The organism is Microbacterium sp. MYb64, assembly GCF_002979495.1.
Classification (GTDB): Bacteria; Actinomycetota; Actinomycetes; order Actinomycetales; family Microbacteriaceae; genus Microbacterium; species Microbacterium azadirachtae_A.
Genome location: NZ_PCOW01000036.1, coordinates 1 through 16,521 on the forward strand (window position 1 = coordinate 1; position 16,521 = coordinate 16,521).

Annotated in this window: 14 protein-coding genes and 2 pseudogenes; 5 read left to right on the forward strand and 11 right to left on the reverse strand. The window is 72.2% G+C overall.

The genetic code is table 11. The annotated features are described in order from the left end of the window. Nucleotides 1-149 precede the first annotated feature (149 nt). The 5 genes from CQ044_RS19070 to CQ044_RS19090 all read right to left on the reverse strand — a co-directional run bounded on the left by CQ044_RS19070 (nucleotide 150) and on the right by CQ044_RS19090 (nucleotide 4,018). On the reverse strand, nucleotides 150-713 hold the full coding sequence (locus CQ044_RS19070) for a PH domain-containing protein (protein ID WP_105689930.1): 564 nt from the start codon (nucleotides 711-713) through the stop codon (nucleotides 150-152). 102 nt (nucleotides 714-815) lie between these two features. Further along, nucleotides 816-1,484 carry an O-methyltransferase gene (locus tag CQ044_RS19075; RefSeq protein ID WP_105689931.1) on the reverse strand — a complete coding sequence of 223 codons (669 nt, stop codon included), beginning with the start codon at nucleotides 1,482-1,484 and terminating at the stop codon, nucleotides 816-818. Nucleotides 1,485-1,515: 31 nt separating this feature from the next. After that, nucleotides 1,516-2,571, reverse strand: a complete 1,056-nt coding sequence (locus tag CQ044_RS19080; RefSeq protein WP_105689941.1) for a CPBP family intramembrane glutamic endopeptidase — start codon at nucleotides 2,569-2,571, stop codon at nucleotides 1,516-1,518. Further along, on the reverse strand, nucleotides 2,571-3,656 hold the full coding sequence (locus CQ044_RS19085) for a DUF1648 domain-containing protein (RefSeq protein WP_105689932.1): 1,086 nt from the start codon (nucleotides 3,654-3,656) through the stop codon (nucleotides 2,571-2,573). Before CQ044_RS19085 ends, CQ044_RS19080 begins: the two co-directional genes overlap by 1 nt. A 14-nt stretch (nucleotides 3,657-3,670) precedes the next feature. Further along, a complete protein-coding gene (locus CQ044_RS19090; protein WP_045270467.1) occupies nucleotides 3,671-4,018 on the reverse strand; it encodes a GntR family transcriptional regulator in 348 nt (115 codons plus the stop codon). 101 nt (nucleotides 4,019-4,119) lie between these two features. On the opposite strand from CQ044_RS19090, the gene CQ044_RS19095 reads away from it, so the two are divergent. Further along, complete coding sequence (locus tag CQ044_RS19095; RefSeq protein ID WP_105689942.1) at nucleotides 4,120-4,590, forward strand: DUF4442 domain-containing protein; 471 nt, start codon at nucleotides 4,120-4,122, stop codon at nucleotides 4,588-4,590. A gap of 72 nt (nucleotides 4,591-4,662) precedes the next feature. Continuing rightward, a complete protein-coding gene (locus CQ044_RS19100; RefSeq protein WP_105689933.1) occupies nucleotides 4,663-5,913 on the forward strand; it encodes an APC family permease in 1,251 nt (416 codons plus the stop codon). Here CQ044_RS19100 and CQ044_RS19105 read toward each other — a convergent pair. After that, entirely contained in the window at nucleotides 5,867-6,655 is a 789-nt protein-coding gene (locus tag CQ044_RS19105) for a helix-turn-helix domain-containing protein (RefSeq protein WP_105689934.1), read from the reverse strand. The two genes, CQ044_RS19100 and CQ044_RS19105, sit on opposite strands and share 47 nt — an antisense overlap. Before the next feature lie 115 nt (nucleotides 6,656-6,770). Between CQ044_RS19105 and CQ044_RS19110 the strand changes: the two genes are divergently transcribed. After that, nucleotides 6,771-7,295 (forward strand): glyoxalase/bleomycin resistance/extradiol dioxygenase family protein, encoded by a 525-nt coding sequence (locus CQ044_RS19110; protein ID WP_105689935.1) that lies wholly within the window; start codon nucleotides 6,771-6,773, stop codon nucleotides 7,293-7,295. Here the strand turns inward: CQ044_RS19110 and CQ044_RS19115 are convergent. The 4 genes and pseudogenes from CQ044_RS19115 to CQ044_RS19130 form a co-directional block, all read right to left on the reverse strand. Further along, nucleotides 7,276-8,130 carry an SGNH/GDSL hydrolase family protein gene (locus tag CQ044_RS19115; RefSeq protein ID WP_105689936.1) on the reverse strand — a complete coding sequence of 285 codons (855 nt, stop codon included), beginning with the start codon at nucleotides 8,128-8,130 and terminating at the stop codon, nucleotides 7,276-7,278. The genes CQ044_RS19110 and CQ044_RS19115 overlap by 20 nt on opposite strands. Before the next feature lie 80 nt (nucleotides 8,131-8,210). Further along, nucleotides 8,211-9,479: a HisS family protein gene (locus tag CQ044_RS19120; RefSeq protein WP_219845002.1), complete on the reverse strand. Its 1,269-nt coding sequence runs from the start codon at nucleotides 9,477-9,479 to the stop codon at nucleotides 8,211-8,213. A gap of 60 nt (nucleotides 9,480-9,539) precedes the next feature. Then, nucleotides 9,540-10,253, reverse strand: a pseudogene (locus CQ044_RS19125) (MazG family protein); the annotation flags it as partial. Then, nucleotides 10,243-11,460 (reverse strand): Na+/H+ antiporter NhaA, encoded by a 1,218-nt coding sequence (locus CQ044_RS19130; protein ID WP_105689937.1) that lies wholly within the window; start codon nucleotides 11,458-11,460, stop codon nucleotides 10,243-10,245. The pseudogene CQ044_RS19125 and the gene CQ044_RS19130, both read right to left, overlap by 11 nt. A gap of 290 nt (nucleotides 11,461-11,750) precedes the next feature. Between CQ044_RS19130 and CQ044_RS19135 the strand changes: the two genes are divergently transcribed. Then, a complete protein-coding gene (locus CQ044_RS19135; RefSeq protein WP_258133380.1) occupies nucleotides 11,751-14,345 on the forward strand; it encodes a phosphoenolpyruvate carboxylase in 2,595 nt (864 codons plus the stop codon). A gap of 177 nt (nucleotides 14,346-14,522) precedes the next feature. After that, nucleotides 14,523-15,860, forward strand: coding sequence for an NADP-specific glutamate dehydrogenase (gdhA, locus tag CQ044_RS19140; RefSeq protein ID WP_181158397.1), 1,338 nt, complete (start codon nucleotides 14,523-14,525; stop codon nucleotides 15,858-15,860). A gap of 66 nt (nucleotides 15,861-15,926) precedes the next feature. Here gdhA and CQ044_RS19700 read toward each other — a convergent pair. Beyond that, a pseudogene (locus tag CQ044_RS19700) lies at nucleotides 15,927-16,521 on the reverse strand (transcriptional regulator); the annotation flags it as partial.

Below are 16,521 nucleotides of genomic sequence, written 5' to 3' on the forward strand. Positions count from 1 at the left end.
CGTCCCTGTCAGCGCACGCTATGGGGTCCGCTGGCGGGGACGACTCGAAGGTGGTGTGAGCACAGGAGGGGGCGCGGGCACGGGGGCGGGCGACGAAAGGCGCGCGGCGGCCGGGCCGCGCAGGGACGGGCAGGAGGGATCAGGGAAAGTCAGGCCGTGTAGGGGTTCTGGGCGGCCTGTGCGTCGCGGTGGGCGAGGATCTGCCCCACCTCGACCTGGTCCGCGAGGGTCTCCTGCACGAGGGCGACGTTCGGCACGTCGCGGATCCGCAGCGGCGCATCCACCCCGTTCGACAGCAGGACCGTTCCGGCGCCGACGAGGCGCTGCAGCGGTCCGCGGCGCACCGAGATCGTGTAGCCCCGGGCGTGCGACATCTCGATGCTGTTGCGGGATCCGATGCCGTCGCGCACGATCACCCGGCGCGTCGTGATCGTGACGCGCCGCGACAGCCACACGATGAACGGCACCACGACGAGCAGCAGCACCAGCGCACCGGCCGCCGCCCACAGCATCCAGTCCTTGGCCCAGCCCGCGACGGGGGAAGGGAGGTTGCTCGTGAAGTATCCGGTCACGCCCGCCACGACGATGAGCACGAGCGCAGACCAGAACAGATGCCGCGCGTGCGGGTGGAACCGGGCGATGAGGCGCTCCTCCGCGGGCACGCCGGGCGGCGGCGTCATCGGCCGCCCGCCCAGACCCACCGGTTGCGTCACGCGTCCATTGTGACCCGTTCCGCCGGGATCCGCACCGCCCGGCGCGGGTGTGTCCGGATGCGGATCCGCGCAGACCCGCCGATCCCGCTCACGCGGGTCGCGTCACACCACCACGGCGATCGCGACGCCGTCCCAGCCCTTCACGCCGACCGTCTGCAGCGCGGTCGCATCGAAGCGGGGGTCGCGGCCGAGCATCTCCAGCGCCTCGCGCGTGCCGACCACCATGGAGTCGGCCGAGGCAGGATCGACGATGTCCCCGTCGCGGCCGATGTTGTCCAGCACGACCACGGATCCGGGACGTCCGAGCCGCGCGGCCCAGTCCAGATAGATCGTGTTCGACTCCTTGTCGGCGTCGATGAAGATCAGATCGAACGGCTCCTCGTCCTCGAGCGCCGGCAGCACCTCCGCGGCGCGCCCCAGGCGGATCTCGACCCGCTCCCCCACGCCCGCGGCGTCGATGCTCGCGCGCGCGACCGCGGCATTGTCCGGTTCCGCCTCGATCGTCACGACGCGGCCGCCGTCGCCCACCGCCCGCGCCATCCAGATCGTGGAATAGCCACCGAGCGTGCCGATCTCGAGCACCCGGCGCGCCCCCGCGATCCGGGCCAGCAGGTTCAGCAGCTTCCCGCTGACCGGCGCGACCTCGATCGCGGGCATCCCCGCCGCCTGCTGCGCGGCCAGAGCGGCCTCGAGCGCAGGGTCGTGTCCGACGAGGGTCTCGGACAGATAGTCGTCTGCGGCGCGCCAGTTCGCCAGGTTCGGTTGGGCCATGCGCCCAGCTTCGCCCCTCGCGCGGCGGCGATCAAGACCGCTCCGGCTCCGATCCGGCCGGCGCGGACGGTCCCGCCCCCGAACCCGCGTCCTGCGGATTCTCGAGCACCGGCTCGGGGAAGGGCGCAGGGAGCGTCCGCGGCCGGTCCGTGGCGAGCGCGGGCTGCCGCCGGAACTGCCCGGTGACGATCAGGACGAGGATCAGCACCGCGCCGACGATCCAGCCCGCGACGCCCAGCGGCAGGATGAGGGCCGGATCCGCCCGGGTGCCCGCGGCGAAGAACCACACGTACATCCCCGCCGAGGCGTTGAGCGCGCCGTGCGCGAAGACCGCGGGCCACATCGAGCCGGAGCGCAGCCGGAGCCAGCCGAGCAGCACGCCCCACACCGCGCATCCTCCGGTCATGAGGAGCACTCCGCTGACATCGGTGCGCCCGAAGTTGTAGCCGAGCAGGATGATCGGCGCGTGCCACAGACCCCAGACCACCCCGCTGATCAGCAGGGACGCCCAGGTGCCGTAGCGACGCAGCGCCGGCACGAGGAAGCCGCGCCAGCCGAGCTCCTCGCCGAACGCCGCGATGGCGTTGACCGTGGCGGCGGCGACGGGGATGCTCGCCGCCTGCGCCGCGATCAGCACGCCCGTCGGCGGAAGCGGCGTGCCCGCCGGGACCTTCGCCGCGATCAGCTCGGTGAACCCGGAGAAGCCGGCGAGGTCGACCGTGAGCCAGCCGCACAGCGCCGCGACCGCGGTCGAGGCCAGCACGAGCAGCGGAGGGACCAGCAGCCCGATCACGATCAGCCACACGACCCGCTTCACCGGACGCAGGGGCCACAGGCCCAGGAACCGCAACCGCTGCCCCTTCGGGATCGGCCGGAGCACGAACAGCACGAGCACGACGGCCACGGCCGGCATGTACATCATCACGGTCATCAGTGGCAGCGCATACGGCTCGCGCAGCCCGTCGCCGAGCCACAGCGGCAGTGCCACCAGCCATGCCAGCCCGCAGGCCAGCACGACGTACGCGATGATCGCGCCGAGACCGATGCTCCGATCGCCGTCCGCTCGTTCCGTCGCCTGCGCGCTCATCATCGCGTCCTCCCGCCGTCGACGCCGCCATCGGTTCCTGCAGCCCCGGGCGCCCCCGCGCGGTCGAGGTACGCCTGCAGCACGCCGGCGCCGACCGCCGCGCCGTCGACCGTGACGACCAGAGGACGCTTGTCGCGGCGCTCGACCTCGATGGCGGGCCCGCGGCGGAGCACGATCCCGGTCCGGCCGTCGAGGCCGAGCCGCCAGCCGAAGCCGCCGAACTCGCCGAACGGGTTGCACTCCACCGCACGCACCGAGACGACCTCGTCGAGGGGCACGTGCACGCGGGGGAAGCCGATCTGGGATCGCACCGAGAGTCCGTCGGGCCCGACGCGCACCCGGAACGATGCGGAGGACGCGAACGCGCCCCCGATGAGCACGAGGGTGAGCACCGGCACCCACATCCGATCGGTGAACCGGATCGCCATGAACGCGGTGATGCCGACCACGACGACCACGAGGAGGGAGATGAGGATCATGGCACGGCGGGACAGCGACGCCGTCGCCAGCCAGACCACCCGTTCGCCGCTCGTGATCGCGGCGACATGGGCGGGCTGCAGCGGCGCGGCCGGCGCAGGACGGATGTGCGGCTGCAGCAGCCAGCCGATCCCGATCAGCACGACGAAGGCGCCGAACCCCAGCAGCATGAGCCCGCCGAGATCCTCCGCCTGCTTCGCGTCGGCGATCCCGCGCTGCGTGCCGACGGCGCCCAGGTTGATCACGGCGCTGAGCCCGGAGATCCCCAGCGCCATCCCGACGATGAGCCTCGCACCGCTGCCCCAGTGGTCGCGCACCCCGACGACCGTCGTGATCGTGAGCACCGCTGGCAGCACGAAGCCGAGCAGGATCGACAGCCAGATGAACGTGACGGGCGGTCCGAAGCCGTCGACGCCCGAGGGACCCCAGTGCGTGGCGGCGGGCGAGGGCAGCTCAGGCAGCCAGGCGAGGACCAGTGCGAGCACGACGGCGGAGAGCACGAGCGGCACCACGGCGCCGAGGGTCAGCGCGATCAGCCGCGCCCGGCGCAGATCACGGGCCGGGATCGCGGTCACGTCGTGGGCGGCGGGAGTGGAACGGGCGTTCATGATGGGGATCCTCCTCATTCCTGGGCGGCGATCAACGCGGCGAGCGTTGCGGGGCTGACACCGAGTGCGGTGCCACGACGGACGAGCGCCCCGATGTCCTCTGCGAGGTCGGCCAGCGGCGCGGCGGAGGCCGAGAGCACGGCGCCGCGCCCACGGCGCAGGTCCACGAGCCCCTCGTCGCGCAGTTCCTGATACGCGCGCAGCACGGTGTGCACGTTCACGTCGATGGCGTCGGACAGCTCGCGGGCGGCGGGGAGCCTGTCACCGGGACGCAGGCGCCCTGCGAGCACCTCCGCGCGCACCGAGGCCGCGATCTGCGCGAACAGCGGCTGTGCGCTGTCGGCGTCGATACGGATCAGCATCCCGCTCACCCCCTATCTAGTTATTCTAGGTCAACTAGATCAATTGTGGAAGGGATCCAGTCGATTCATGTCGGATGGCGCGCACCGGGAAGACTGGCCGCATGCGCATCACTCCCCGCCGGCTGGCCGTCGGCATGAGCCTGTGGATCCCGAACCTGTTCAGCGGCATCAGGGTGCGCGGGTTCAGCGCCGACTGGACGCAGGCCGCGGTCGAGCTGCACGTGAACGTCTTCACGCGCAACTACGTCAAGACCGCGTTCGGCGGATCCATGCAGGCGATGACGGATCCGTACTTCTTCATGCTGGTCATGCATCAGCTGGGGCGCGACTACGTGGTGTGGGACACCCGCGGCGAGATCGAGTTCCTCAAGCCGGGCCGCGGCGTGCTCACCGCGCGCTTCCACGTGCCTGCGGAGCGGGTCGCCGACATCCGGGAGCGCGCCGCCGGCGGCGCGAAGGTGCTCGAATGGTTCGAGACGGAGATCACCGACGGTGCCGGCGAGGTCGTCGCGCGCGTGCGCCGCGAGGTGTACGTGCGGGAGAAGAAGCGGGTCACGACGGCGAAGGCCTGACGCCACGCGGCGGCTCGCGATTCGCCGCGACCGCGGGACGCGCGACGCCCTGCGGTCGGCGATGATGGACGCATGCCTCTTGCGCGCCGCCTGACGCTCGGCGACGCCGTCGCGATCGGCCTCGGATCCATGATCGGCGCTGGGGTCTTCACCGTCTGGGGCCCCGCCGTGGGCGCCGCCGGATCCGGTCTCCTGATCGCGCTGGTGCTGGCGGGCTTCGTGGCGTTCTGCAACGCCACCTCGTCCGCGCAGCTCGCGGCCGCGCATCCGGTCTCCGGTGGCACATATGCGTACGGACGCGCCGAGCTCGGACCCTGGTGGGGCTTCGTCGCCGGCTGGAGCTTCGTGATCGGCAAGCTCGCGAGCTGCGCCGCGATGGCGATGACGGTCGCGGCCTACATCGTCCCGGCGGGATGGCAGAAGCCCCTCGCGATCGCGGCGGTCGCCGCCCTCACCGCCGTCACCTGCGCCGGCGTGACCCGCACCGCGCGCGTCACCCAGGTGCTCGTCGGCGTGACACTGCTCGGACTGATCGTGGTCCTCGCGGCGGCAGGCGCCGCGCTGCCGCAGGCCGCGCCCGCACCTCTCCTGTCCGGATCCCTGTACGGGGTGCTCCAGGCCGCGGGGCTGCTGTTCTTCGCCTTCGCGGGCTATGCGCGGATCGCGACCATGGGCGAGGAGGTGAGGGATCCGTCGCGCGTCATCCCGCGCGCGATCGGCATCGCGCTCGTCGCCGCGCTCGTGGTCTACCTGCTCGTCGGCGGCGCGGTCGTGCTGACGCTCGGCGGCGCCGCGGAGGGCTCGTCCGCTCCCCTCGCCGATGTCGTCTCGGCCGCCGGCTGGACGTCCGCCGGACCCGCGGTGCGGATCGCCGCAGCGACGGCCGCGACCGGCGCGCTGCTCGCCCTGCTGTCCGGGATCGGGCGCACCTCCCTCGCGATGGCTCGGGAACGCGACCTCCCCCGGATCCTCGCCGCCGTCGATCCGCGGCACCGGGTGCCCCGGCGCGCGCAGCTGGCCGCGGGCGCCGTCGTCGTGGCCGTCGTGCTCGTCGCCGACCTGCGGGGCGCGATCGGGTTCTCCTCGTTCGGCGTCCTGCTGTACTACTTCGTGGCGAACGCCTCCGCGCTCCGGCAGGGCGGTGCCGCCCGCCGGTATCCGAGACCGCTGCAGGTGCTCGGCGCCATCGGTTGCGTCGTCCTGGCTGCAACGCTGCCGCTGCCCTCGGTGCTGATCGGAGCGGCCGTGGTGCTCGTCGGCGTCGGCCTCCGCGCGATCAGGCTCCGCCGGGACCGGCGTCGGCACGATACGCCGACGCCGTGAAGCCGAGCACCGCGCGGAAATCGTTCGCGAGGTGCGACTGATCCGCATAACCGAGATCGGCGGCGACGGTCGCCAGATCCGTGCCGGGAGCGGAGCGGATCCGCTCCGCCGCCTCCTGCAGGCGCCGCCGGCGGATCATGGCGGCGGGAGAGAGTCCCACGTGGCGGTGCGCCATGCGCTGCAGAGTGCGCACCGAGACGGCCAGCCGCGCCGCCGCCTGCTCGGGTGTGCGGACGTCGGGATCCGACATGAGCAGCTCCGCCATCGCGTTCGCATGCCGCGCCGGGGCGGTGACCTCGCCGACGCGCTCGCGCAACCAGTCGCACAGCACCGCGACGGCCCGTTCCCGATGCCCGTCGCCCGAGGACATCGCGTGCGCGACCGCCTCGGGCAGTCCTGCTGCGGGGTACGCCTCCACGCGGTCGAGCAGGGCGGACGGCGCCTCGGTCAGCGCGGCCACGGCGGCCGGTCGCAGCAGTGCGCCGACGGCCCACCCCCTGCCCGTCAGCTCCCGCGCGCTGGCGCGCGTCGTCGCGCCCGACAGCACCGCACCCCCTTCCTCGACGACGAGGTTCAGCGCGGGGAACGACACCAGGTCCTGCCGCGACGAGCGGCCCGGTTCGATGTCCCACTCCGGGATCCAGCACCACTCCACGAGCTCGGCGGCATCGACGGGCGGCGGGAGCCGGTGGAACTGCGGCAGGCGCGCCGGATACAGCACACCGCGCGTCGGATCGACCATTCCTCGAGCCTAGAAGGCGGCGCCGACATCGGCTCATCGCGGGGCGGCCGTCCTCTTCTGAACCTGGCGCGAATCTGCAAGAACCGCCTCCCTCTCCGCGCCTAGCCTCGGGGTCATGAGCGAAGACACCTCCACCACAGCGACCACCGGCGTCACCGGCGCGTACACGACGAACGGCCGCCCGAACTCGGCGACGTCCCTCACTCCGTTCCTTGCCATCCCCGACTCCCGGTCCGCGATCGAGTTCTACCGCGAGATCTTCGGCGCCCGCGTCGTCGAGATCACCGAGTTCGGCGGCGTGGTCGCGCACGCCGACCTCGACTTCGGTCTCGGGATCCTGCAGCTCGGCGACCCCAATCCGGAGTACGGGCTCATCGCAGCCCCCGGCGGCGACGCCGACTGCTTTTCGATGGGCCTCTACGTGCCCGACGTCGACACGGTCGTGGAGCGCGCCGTCGCCGCGGGCGCCACGGTCCGCGAAGCGCCGTCGACCTTCGTCTCGGGCGACCGCTACGCGAGCATCCGTGATCCGTTCGGCGTGCGCTGGTCGATCATGACGCGGGTCGAGGACCTCTCGGAGTCGGAGAGCACCGCCCGCATCGCCGAATGGGCCGCGTCGTTCACCGCATCAGAGAGCTGAGCGCTCCTCCGGCCGCACTCACCGAGGACTCCTCGGCCGCCGCCGTCACCGCGGGCAGCAGCGCCTCCGCGGTGCGTCGGTAGCCGAGGGCGCTCGGGTGGAACCGGTCGAGGCTGAACATCTCCTCCGGCTCGTCGAAGAACATCGGCCCCACGGCGCGGCGCAGATCGACCGCGGTGGCTCCGTGCTCGATCGCGGCCTGTGCCTGCGCCGCCGCCAGCCGCCGCGACATCCGCGAGGCGATCGACCGCAGCGGTTGCGGAACGGCTCGCAGCGCCCCGAGGTCGGGGCAGGTGCCGACCACGACGCCGGCTCCGAGCGCGTGCAGCCAGCCGATCGCGTCCTCGAGGTGCTGCACCGACAACGAGACGGGGATCCGGTGGGTCACGTCGTTGCCGCCGACGACGATCACCGCGACGTGCGGCAGGTAGTCCGTCTCGAGCGACGCGAGCTGGGCGTCCAGATCCGGCGACTCGGATCCGACGATCGCGACCGTCCGCAGTCGCACCGGTCGCCGCGTGCGCCGGGCGACGCCCTTCGCGAGTCGTCCGCCCAGCGTGTCCTTGCGCCGCTCCGCGCCGAGACCGGCCGCGAGCGAGTCTCCGAGCAGGAGCAGTTCGATCGGCTCGCCCGACAGGCGCCGCCGCCACACGCGGTCGGCGTCGATCGCGTCCTCCCCCAGCGGCTTGCCGATGCGGCGCCGGGCGATGCGCGCCTGGCGCCGCAGTGCCAGCGGCACGGCGACGGCGGATCCGGCGATCGCGAGCCCGGCGGCGCCGAGAAGCCCCACCGGGACGCCTCGGGATCCGGCCAGACGGCGATCAGCAGCGTCCATACGCCGATCAGACCGCATCGACATGAACAGCGCGTGTCCGGCCGTGGACGATCCGGCACTCTTGCGAGGGATTGCCGCTCTCAGGAGAGGGGCTTGACCTCGAGCGCGTCGGAGGCGTCGCCCGCGCGCACGCCCGCGAACGCCGTGTAGCCATCGGCCGCGGCGCGCTCGAGCAGCGCCTTGAGGTTCTTCGTGCGCCGTTCGAGGCGCACCCTGGCACCGCCGGCGATGAGCGCCGCCTTGTGCGCGACGAGCTCCGAGACGGGCACGTCGCCGTCGTGCACGAGCACCACGGACTGGCCCGCCGCGTCATCGGCCGACTCCAGCAGATCCACGATCCGCTCGAAGCCGATCGAGAAGCCGACCGCCGGCACCTGCTGCCCGAGGAAGCGCCCGATCATGCCGTCGTAGCGTCCGCCACCGCCCAGGGAATACGACACCGAGGGGTGCGCGAGCTCCATGATCGTGCCCGTGTAGTAGCCCATGCCGCGCACGAGGAACGGGTCGAACTGCAGCGGGATCGGATCGATCCCCTCGGCGGCGGGACGGGCCGCCGCGACGGCCTCGCCGAGTCCGACCAGGTGCGCGACGAGGTCTTCCGGAGCGTTCTCCGGAAGGGCCTTGCGGATCTGCCGCTCGCCGTAGGGGTTGTACTCGAGGGTCTGCGGGCGGTGCAGGAAGGTCGCGAACGCATCGACCGCGGTGGCCGCGGCCCCGCGTTCGCGCAGCTCGGCGACGATGCCGTCGGCACCGATCTTGTCGAGCTTGTCGATCGTGATGAGCACCCCTGGGCGCTCCTCCTCGGCGAAGCCGAACGAGTCGAGCATCCAGTCCAGGGCGCGGCGGTCGTTCACCCGCACCATGCCGCCGGTGAGCCCGAGCGCGTCGATCGTGTCGAGCGAGGCGACGATGAGCTCGGCTTCGGCGCGGGCCGAGTCGTCGCCGATGATGTCGATGTCGCACTGCACGAACTGGCGGTAGCGACCCTTCTGCGGCCGCTCGGCGCGCCAGACCGGCCCGATCTGGATCGAGCGGAACACCCCGGGCAGCTGTCCGCGGTTGGTCGCGTAGAAGCGCGCGAGCGGGACGGTCAGGTCGTAGCGCAGGCCCAGGTCGCTGAGCCCGGCGGGATCCTCCGCGGCCGCGCGGATGCCGTCCGCGTCGAGCCCCCGGCGCAGGATGTTGAAGGACAGCTTCTCGTTGTCGCCGCCGATCCCCGCGTGCAGACGGTCGTACTCCTCGATGACCGGCGTCTCGATCTCGTCGAAGCCGTGCGCGCGGTAGCGCTCGCGGATGACGGAGAGCACACGCTCACGACGCGCCTTGTCGGCGGGGAGGAAGTCGCGCATCCCGCGCGGAGGATTGACCGTTGCCACGGATCCATTCTTCCAGGTCCGTCCGGCGGGCTCGGATCCCTCCACGGCGCGCACCTCGTCCTCGAGGAGCCTGATGCGCTCGCGCAGTGCGCGTTCGGCATCCCAGCCGTGAGTGCGAGCCGTGACGACGAGGGCGAGCAGCTGATCGCCGAGCTCCGCCTCGGTGAGCGGGACGGGCTCCGCGACGGGCGCCGGAGTGGGGCCGACGATCGCCGGCAGCGCCTCCTCGCCGACCTCGACGGCGGGATCCTCTGAGACCTCGACGCCCGCCTTCGCAGCGCGGCCCAGGATCTTCTGCGCGCGGGCGAGCGCGGGCATGCCCGGCGGGATGCCGTCCAGCACACTGCGGCGCTCGTGCTTCTCCGCCGCCTTCGCGGCGTTCCAGTGGACCAGCACCTCCTCCGGCGTGCGGGCGATCGCGTCGCCGAACACGTGCGGGTGGCGCCGGGTCATCTTCTCGGTCAGGGTGCGGGCGACGTCGTCGATGTCGAACGGATCCTCCGGATCCTGCGCCGCGATCGCCGCATGGAACAGCACCTGCCAGAGCAGGTCGCCGAGCTCCTCGCGCAGTTCCGCACGGTCGTCGCGCTCGACGGCGTCGATGAGCTCGGCCGACTCCTCGACGAGGTACGGCACGAGCTCGCGGTGGGTCATCGCCTGCGACCACACGCACCGCTCGCGCACCTGCCGCATGACCTCCGCGGCGGCCCGGAGCGGATCCGTCTCGGGATCCTGCTCAGCGTTCATGCCCGTACGTCTCCTCTTCGTCCGACTCGTCGGCCGGCTCCTCGTCCTCCGCATCGCCGAGGGCGCGATGCACCTTCGCACGCCAGGAGACCAGTGCGGCCGCCACGATCAGGGCGATCACCGAACCGAGCAGGACCGCGAGGATCGCCTGATCCTTCACAGCCGCGTCCCCGGCGAACGCGAGGTTGGCCAACAGCAGGGAGACCGTGAACCCGATGCCGCCCAGGGCGCCGGCCGCGAGCACGTCGGGGAACCGGATCGCTGGGGGCGCGCCCCGCGGACGGATCAGCTGCGCGAGGGCGCCGAACGCGCCGATGCCGATCAGCTTGCCGACCGGCAGCGCCACGAGGATCGCGAAGAACGCCGGCGACAGCTCGTCCAGCGGGACCTGCGGGATGACCACGAACGCCGCCACGAAGGCGAACAGGGGCAGCACCAGGCCGTTGACCCAGGGCTCCAGCGCGTGACGGGTCGGATCCGCCGCCCGCGGCGCCATCACCAGGCCCAGCATGACGCCGGCGATCGTGGCATGCACGCCGGAGGCGGCGAACAGAGCCCAGGCGACGAGGCCGACGATCACCATCAGCACGGCGACGACCGGGGTCGCGCGCCCCCGCAGTTGCCGGCTCAGCACGGCGAAGACGATGACCGCGAGCACGCCCAGTCCGAGCAGCAGCAGGTTCAGTCCGTGTGCGAACAGCACGGCGATGAACACGATCCCGACGATGTCGTCGAGGATCGCGAGCGCCAGCAGGAACGCGCGGACCGCGGAGGGCAGACCGCGCCCGAACACCGCGAGCACGCCGAGTGCGAAGGCGATGTCCGTCGCGGTCGGGATCGGCCAGCCGATCGCACTCGCATCGGAGCCGGCGATCCAGAGGTACAGGGCGATCGGCACGAGGATGCCGCCCGCGGCGGCGATCGCGGGCTGGATCGCCACGCGCACGCTGTTCAGCTCGCCACGGGTGAGCTCGTACTGGAGTTCGAGCGCCACGACGAAGAAGAAGATCGCGAGCACGCCGTCCGAGACCCAGTGGGAGACCGAGAGGTCGAGGGCCGTGCCTGGAACTCCGAGGTGCGCGCCGAGGAGGCCCGCGATCGCGTCGTGCGTGGGAAGGTTCGCGAGCAGCAGCCCCAGCCCCGCCGTCGCCAGCAGCAGGATCGCGGGGAACTGCGGTGATCTCAGAAGGCGACTCGTGCGGCTCATCCCCTCCACCGTATCGCGCCCCCTCACGAGCACCCCCTTACTTCCGCGAGACTCCAACTCCGCGACGAGACTGCGCACCAGAGCCGCAGTCTCGTCGCGGAGTTGGAGTCTCGCGGTCATGGGGCGAGGCGAGGCGGGGCCAGGCGAGACGGGCGGACGGAGCGGGGCGTCACGCGGTCGTCGGGTGGGCCTGGTCGGTTTACGCTCGAACCGTGACCCCCGACACAACCCATACCGAAGCCATCCGCATCGTCGGCCGGTTCGAGGCAGGGCGCGAGCTGCCCGAGGCGATGCGCGCCGATGTGCGCATGCTCGGCGCGCTGCTCGGCCAGGTGCTGCGCGAATCCGGCGGCGACGACCTGTTCGACGACGTCGAGCGCCTGCGCCAGGCCACGATCGAGGCCTACACCGACGAGTCCGCCGAGGCCTTCGACCGCGCGACCCGCATCGCCGAGGAGTTCTCGGTGCAGCGCGCGGACGAGGTCGCCAGGGCCTTCACCGCCTACTTCCACCTCGTGAACCTCGCCGAGGAGCATCAGCGCGTGCGCGTTCTCCGCGAGCGCGGCGACGATCCCACCTCCACCGACACGGTCGCCGGAGCCTTCGCGCAGCTGAGCGCCGAGGTCGGCGAGGAGGAGGCCCGCCGCAGGCTGGGCGCTCTGCGATTCCACCCCGTTTTCACGGCGCACCCCACCGAGGCGCGCCGCCGCGCGGTGTCCTCGAGCATCCGGCGCCTCGCCGAGCTGCTGAGCGCGCACGACGCCGCCGCCGAAGGCGCCCCGGAGGCCCACCGCGCCCGCCGGCGCATGCTGGAAGAGGTCGACACCCTCTGGCGCACCGCTCCGCTGCGCGCACAGAAGCCGGCTCCGACCGACGAGGTGCGCACCGTCATGAGCGTCTTCGACGAGACGCTGTTCACGACCGTGCCGCACGTGTACCGCCGCATCGACGACGTGCTGCGCGGCGAGGACTCCGGATCCTCCGCCCCCATCGTGCCCGCCTTCGTGCGCGTCGGCACCTGGGTCGGCGGCGACCGCGACGGCAACCCGTTCGTGACCGCCGCGGTGACACGCGAAGCCGCGGCGATCGCGGCCGACCACGTCCTGCGCGGACTCGAGCGCGCCCTGGAGCGGATCGGACGCACCTTGACCCTCGACGCCGAGGGCACGCCGCCCTCGCCCGAGGCGACCGCGCTGTGGGACGAGCTGCAGGCCGCCCACCCCGACGTCGCCCACGAGGTCGCCACCCGCTCCCCCTCGGAGCCGCACCGGCGGATCCTGCTGCTGCTCGCGCACCGGGTCGGGGTCACCCGTCGCGGCGACGAGGGCGGCTACACGGATCCCGAGCAGCTGCTCGGGGACCTCCGCACCGTGCAGTCGTCGCTCGAGGCCGCCGGGGCGCACCGGCACGCGTTCGGCGGCGTGCAGCACCTCATCTGGCAGGTGCAGACCTACGGCTTCCACCTCGCCGAGCTCGAGGTGCGCCAGCACTCGCAGGTGCATGCCCGCGCGCTGGCCGAGCTGGACGCGGCCGAGAGCGGATCCGGATCCCTCAGCGCCGAGACCGAGGAGGTGCTCGCAGTCTTCCGGGCCGTCCGGGAGATCCAGCGCACCTACGGTCCGCGCGCGGCGGGTCGCTACGTCGTCTCGTTCACGCAGTCCGCCCAGGACCTCGCGAACGTGCACCGGCTCGCGCAGTACGCGTGCGCCGACGACGGGCCCGTACTCGACGTGGTGCCGCTGTTCGAGACGTTCGCGGACCTGCAGGCGGCCCCGGGGATCCTCGCCGAGATCGTCACGCACCCGGCCTTCGCCGCACGCCTCGCCGCGACCGGCCGACGCCTCGAGGTCATGCTCGGCTACTCGGACTCGTCGAAGGACGTCGGCCCCGTCGCCGCGAACCTCGCCCTGTACGAGGCACAGGCCGAGATCGCCGCCTGGGCGCAGCGCGAGGGCATCGAGCTCACCCTGTTCCACGGCCGCGGCGGCGCCCTCGGGCGCGGCGGCGGACCTGCGAACTCGGCGATCCTCGCCCAGCCGCCGCACTCCGTGGACGGCCGGTTCAAGCTCACAGAGCAGGGCGAGGTCATCTTCGCGCGCTACGGCGAGCCCGCGATCGCGATGCGGCACATCGACCAGGTGACGGCGGCGACCCTGCTCGCCTCCTCCCCCGGGGTCGAGCAGCGCAATAGCGCCGCCGCGGCGCGGTTCGCCGAGGTCGCCTCGACCATGGATCGCGCCTCCCGCGATCGCTTCTTCTCGCTCGTGAAGGCGGACGGCTTCGCGCCCTGGTTCGCCACCGTCACGCCGATGGAGGAGGTCGGTCTGCTCGCCCTCGGCTCGCGCCCCGCCCGCCGCGGGCTCTCGGTCGAGTCCCTCGAGGACCTCAGGGCGATCCCGTGGGTGTTCGCGTGGACGCAGGCCAGGATCAACCTCGCCGGCTGGTTCGGTCTCGGCACGGCGCTCGAGGCCGTCGGCGACGAGGAGCTGCTGCGCACGGCGTACCGGGAATGGCCGCTGCTGCGCACGATGGTCGACAACGTGGCGATGAGCCTCGCGAAGACGGATCCGCGCATCGCACGACGCTACCTCGGCCTCGGCGACCGCGACGACCTCGCCGGGCTCGTGCACGAGGAGATGGACCTCACCCGCTCCTGGGTGATCCGCCTCACCGGAGGCGAGCGGCTGCTGGAGAACAAGCCGATCCTGCAGCGCGCGGTCGCGATGCGGAGCCCCTACGTGGACGCGCTCTCGCTGCTCCAGCTGCGGGCGCTGCGCGGCCTCCGCGACGCCGACGAGTCCGCACCGGCGCCGGATCCCGAGCTGCAGCGCCTGCTGCTGCTCTCCGTCAGCGGGGTGGCCGCCGGCCTGCAGAACACGGGCTGACCTGCCCTTCTCGCTGCCGCCGTCGCACAGCGCGGGGCGCACCGTGGTGCGGGTTAGAGTGAGAACTCCGCCGCATCCGGCTCGTCGCGCCCGACACGATCGACAGCGCTCGCCCTTGTCTCTCCGTCAGAAAGCATCCCCCGCGTGACTGAAACCACCCTTGTCGACTTCCATCCGATCTCCGCTCTCGCCCAGCCCGTCTTCGACGGCGTCCGGGCGCTGAACCCGAATGAGCCCGAGTTCCACCAGGCCGTGCACGAGGTGCTGCACTCCATCGGCCCGGTGCTCGAGCGCCACCCCGAGTTCGTCGACGCGGGAGTGCTGGAGCGTCTCGTCGAGCCGGAGCGCCAGGTGATCTTCCGGGTGCCGTGGGTCGACGACAACGGCAAGCTGCAGGTCAACCGCGGCTACCGCGTGCAGTACTCCTCCGTTCTCGGTCCGTACAAGGGCGGCCTGCGCTTCCACCCGTCGGTGAACATCTCGATCATCAAGTTCCTCGGCTTCGAGCAGATCTTCAAGAACGCGCTCACCGGCCAGGGCATCGGCGGCGGCAAGGGCGGCTCGAACTTCGACCCGCACGGTCGCAGCGATGCCGAGATCATGCGGTTCTGCCAGTCCTTCATGAACGAGCTGTACCGCCACCTCGGCGAGCACACCGACGTCCCCGCAGGAGACATCGGCGTGGGCGGCCGTGAGATCGGCTACCTGTTCGGGCAGTACCGCAAGATCACCAACCGGCACGAGTCCGGCATGTTCACGGGCAAGGGCATCGGCTGGGGCGGGGCCCAGGTGCGCACGGAGGCCACCGGCTACGGCGCGGTCTTCTTCGCGCAGGAGATGCTCGCCGTGCACGGCGACTCCCTGGACGGAAAGCGCGTGGGGGTCTCCGGATCCGGCAACGTCGCGATCTATGCGATCCAGAAGGCCGCGCAGCTGGGCGCGGTGGCCGTGACCGCTTCCGACTCCTCCGGGTACGTCGTCGACGACGCCGGCATCGACGTGGATCTGCTGCGTCAGATCAAGGAGGTCGAGCGCGGCCGCATCGTCGAGTACGCGAAGCGTCGGCCGAGCGCCCGCTTCGTCGAGGGCGGATCCGTCTGGGAGGTGCCCGTGGACATCGCGGTCCCCTCCGCCACGCAGAACGAGCTGGACGGCGCGAGCGCCGAGGCCCTGATCGCGAACGGCGTCCGCGCCGTCTCCGAGGGCGCCAACATGCCGAGCACCCCCGAGGCCGTCGTGGCGTTCCAGGACGCGGGCGTGCTGTTCGCTCCCGGCAAGGCCGCGAACGCCGGTGGCGTGGCGACCTCCGCGCTGGAGATGAGCCAGAACGCGGCACGCCAGCGCTGGGGCTTCGACGACAGCGAGCAGAAGCTGCGCGACATCATGGCCGACATCCACCACGCCGCGTTCGACGCCGCGGAGCGCTACGGCGTTCCGGGCGACTACGTCGCAGGCGCGAACATCGCCGGCTTCGAGCGCGTCGCGCACGCGATGCTCGCGCAGGGCGTGATCTGAGGCGCACCGCCGGAACGGGAAGCGCCGGTTCCGCCTCGTGCGGGCCGGCGCTTCGCGTCGTGCGGGTCAGCGCTCGGCCGCGGGGGCGCGGTCGGGATCGCGGATGCGCGAGGAGCGCTCGACGGCGCCTGCTGCCGCACCGCTCGCGGCCCAGGATCCCAGTGTGCGCAACGCATCGGCGGTCTTCTCGTCCGCGGCCGTGTAGGTCACGAGCATGAGCGCCGGCTCGTCGGGAAGGGCGAGCGTCTCGTAGTCGAGCGAGAGGCGCCCGATCTCGGGATGATGGACGAGCTTGTGGCCGTGGGTCTTCACGACGACCTCCTGCCGCGCCCACGCGCGCACGAACTCGTCGCTGCCGATGGTGAGTTCGCCGATCAACGAGGCGATCTCGGGGGCGTCGGGGAGCAGCGCCGCCATCCGACGCAGATGGGCCGCGGTCTCGCGGGCGACCTTGTCCCACTCCGGGTAGTAGGCGGGTGAGGTCGGATCCAGGAAGACATGGCGGGCCATGTTGCGCGACCCGTCGGGGAGTGCGATGAGGGCGTCGCCGAGCAGGTTCACGGCGAGCACGTCCATGGCCGGCCCCAGCACGAACGCGGGGACCTGAGGCATCGCGTCGAGCAGTGCCCGCACACCGGGACGGGCGCCGGGGGCGGCCATG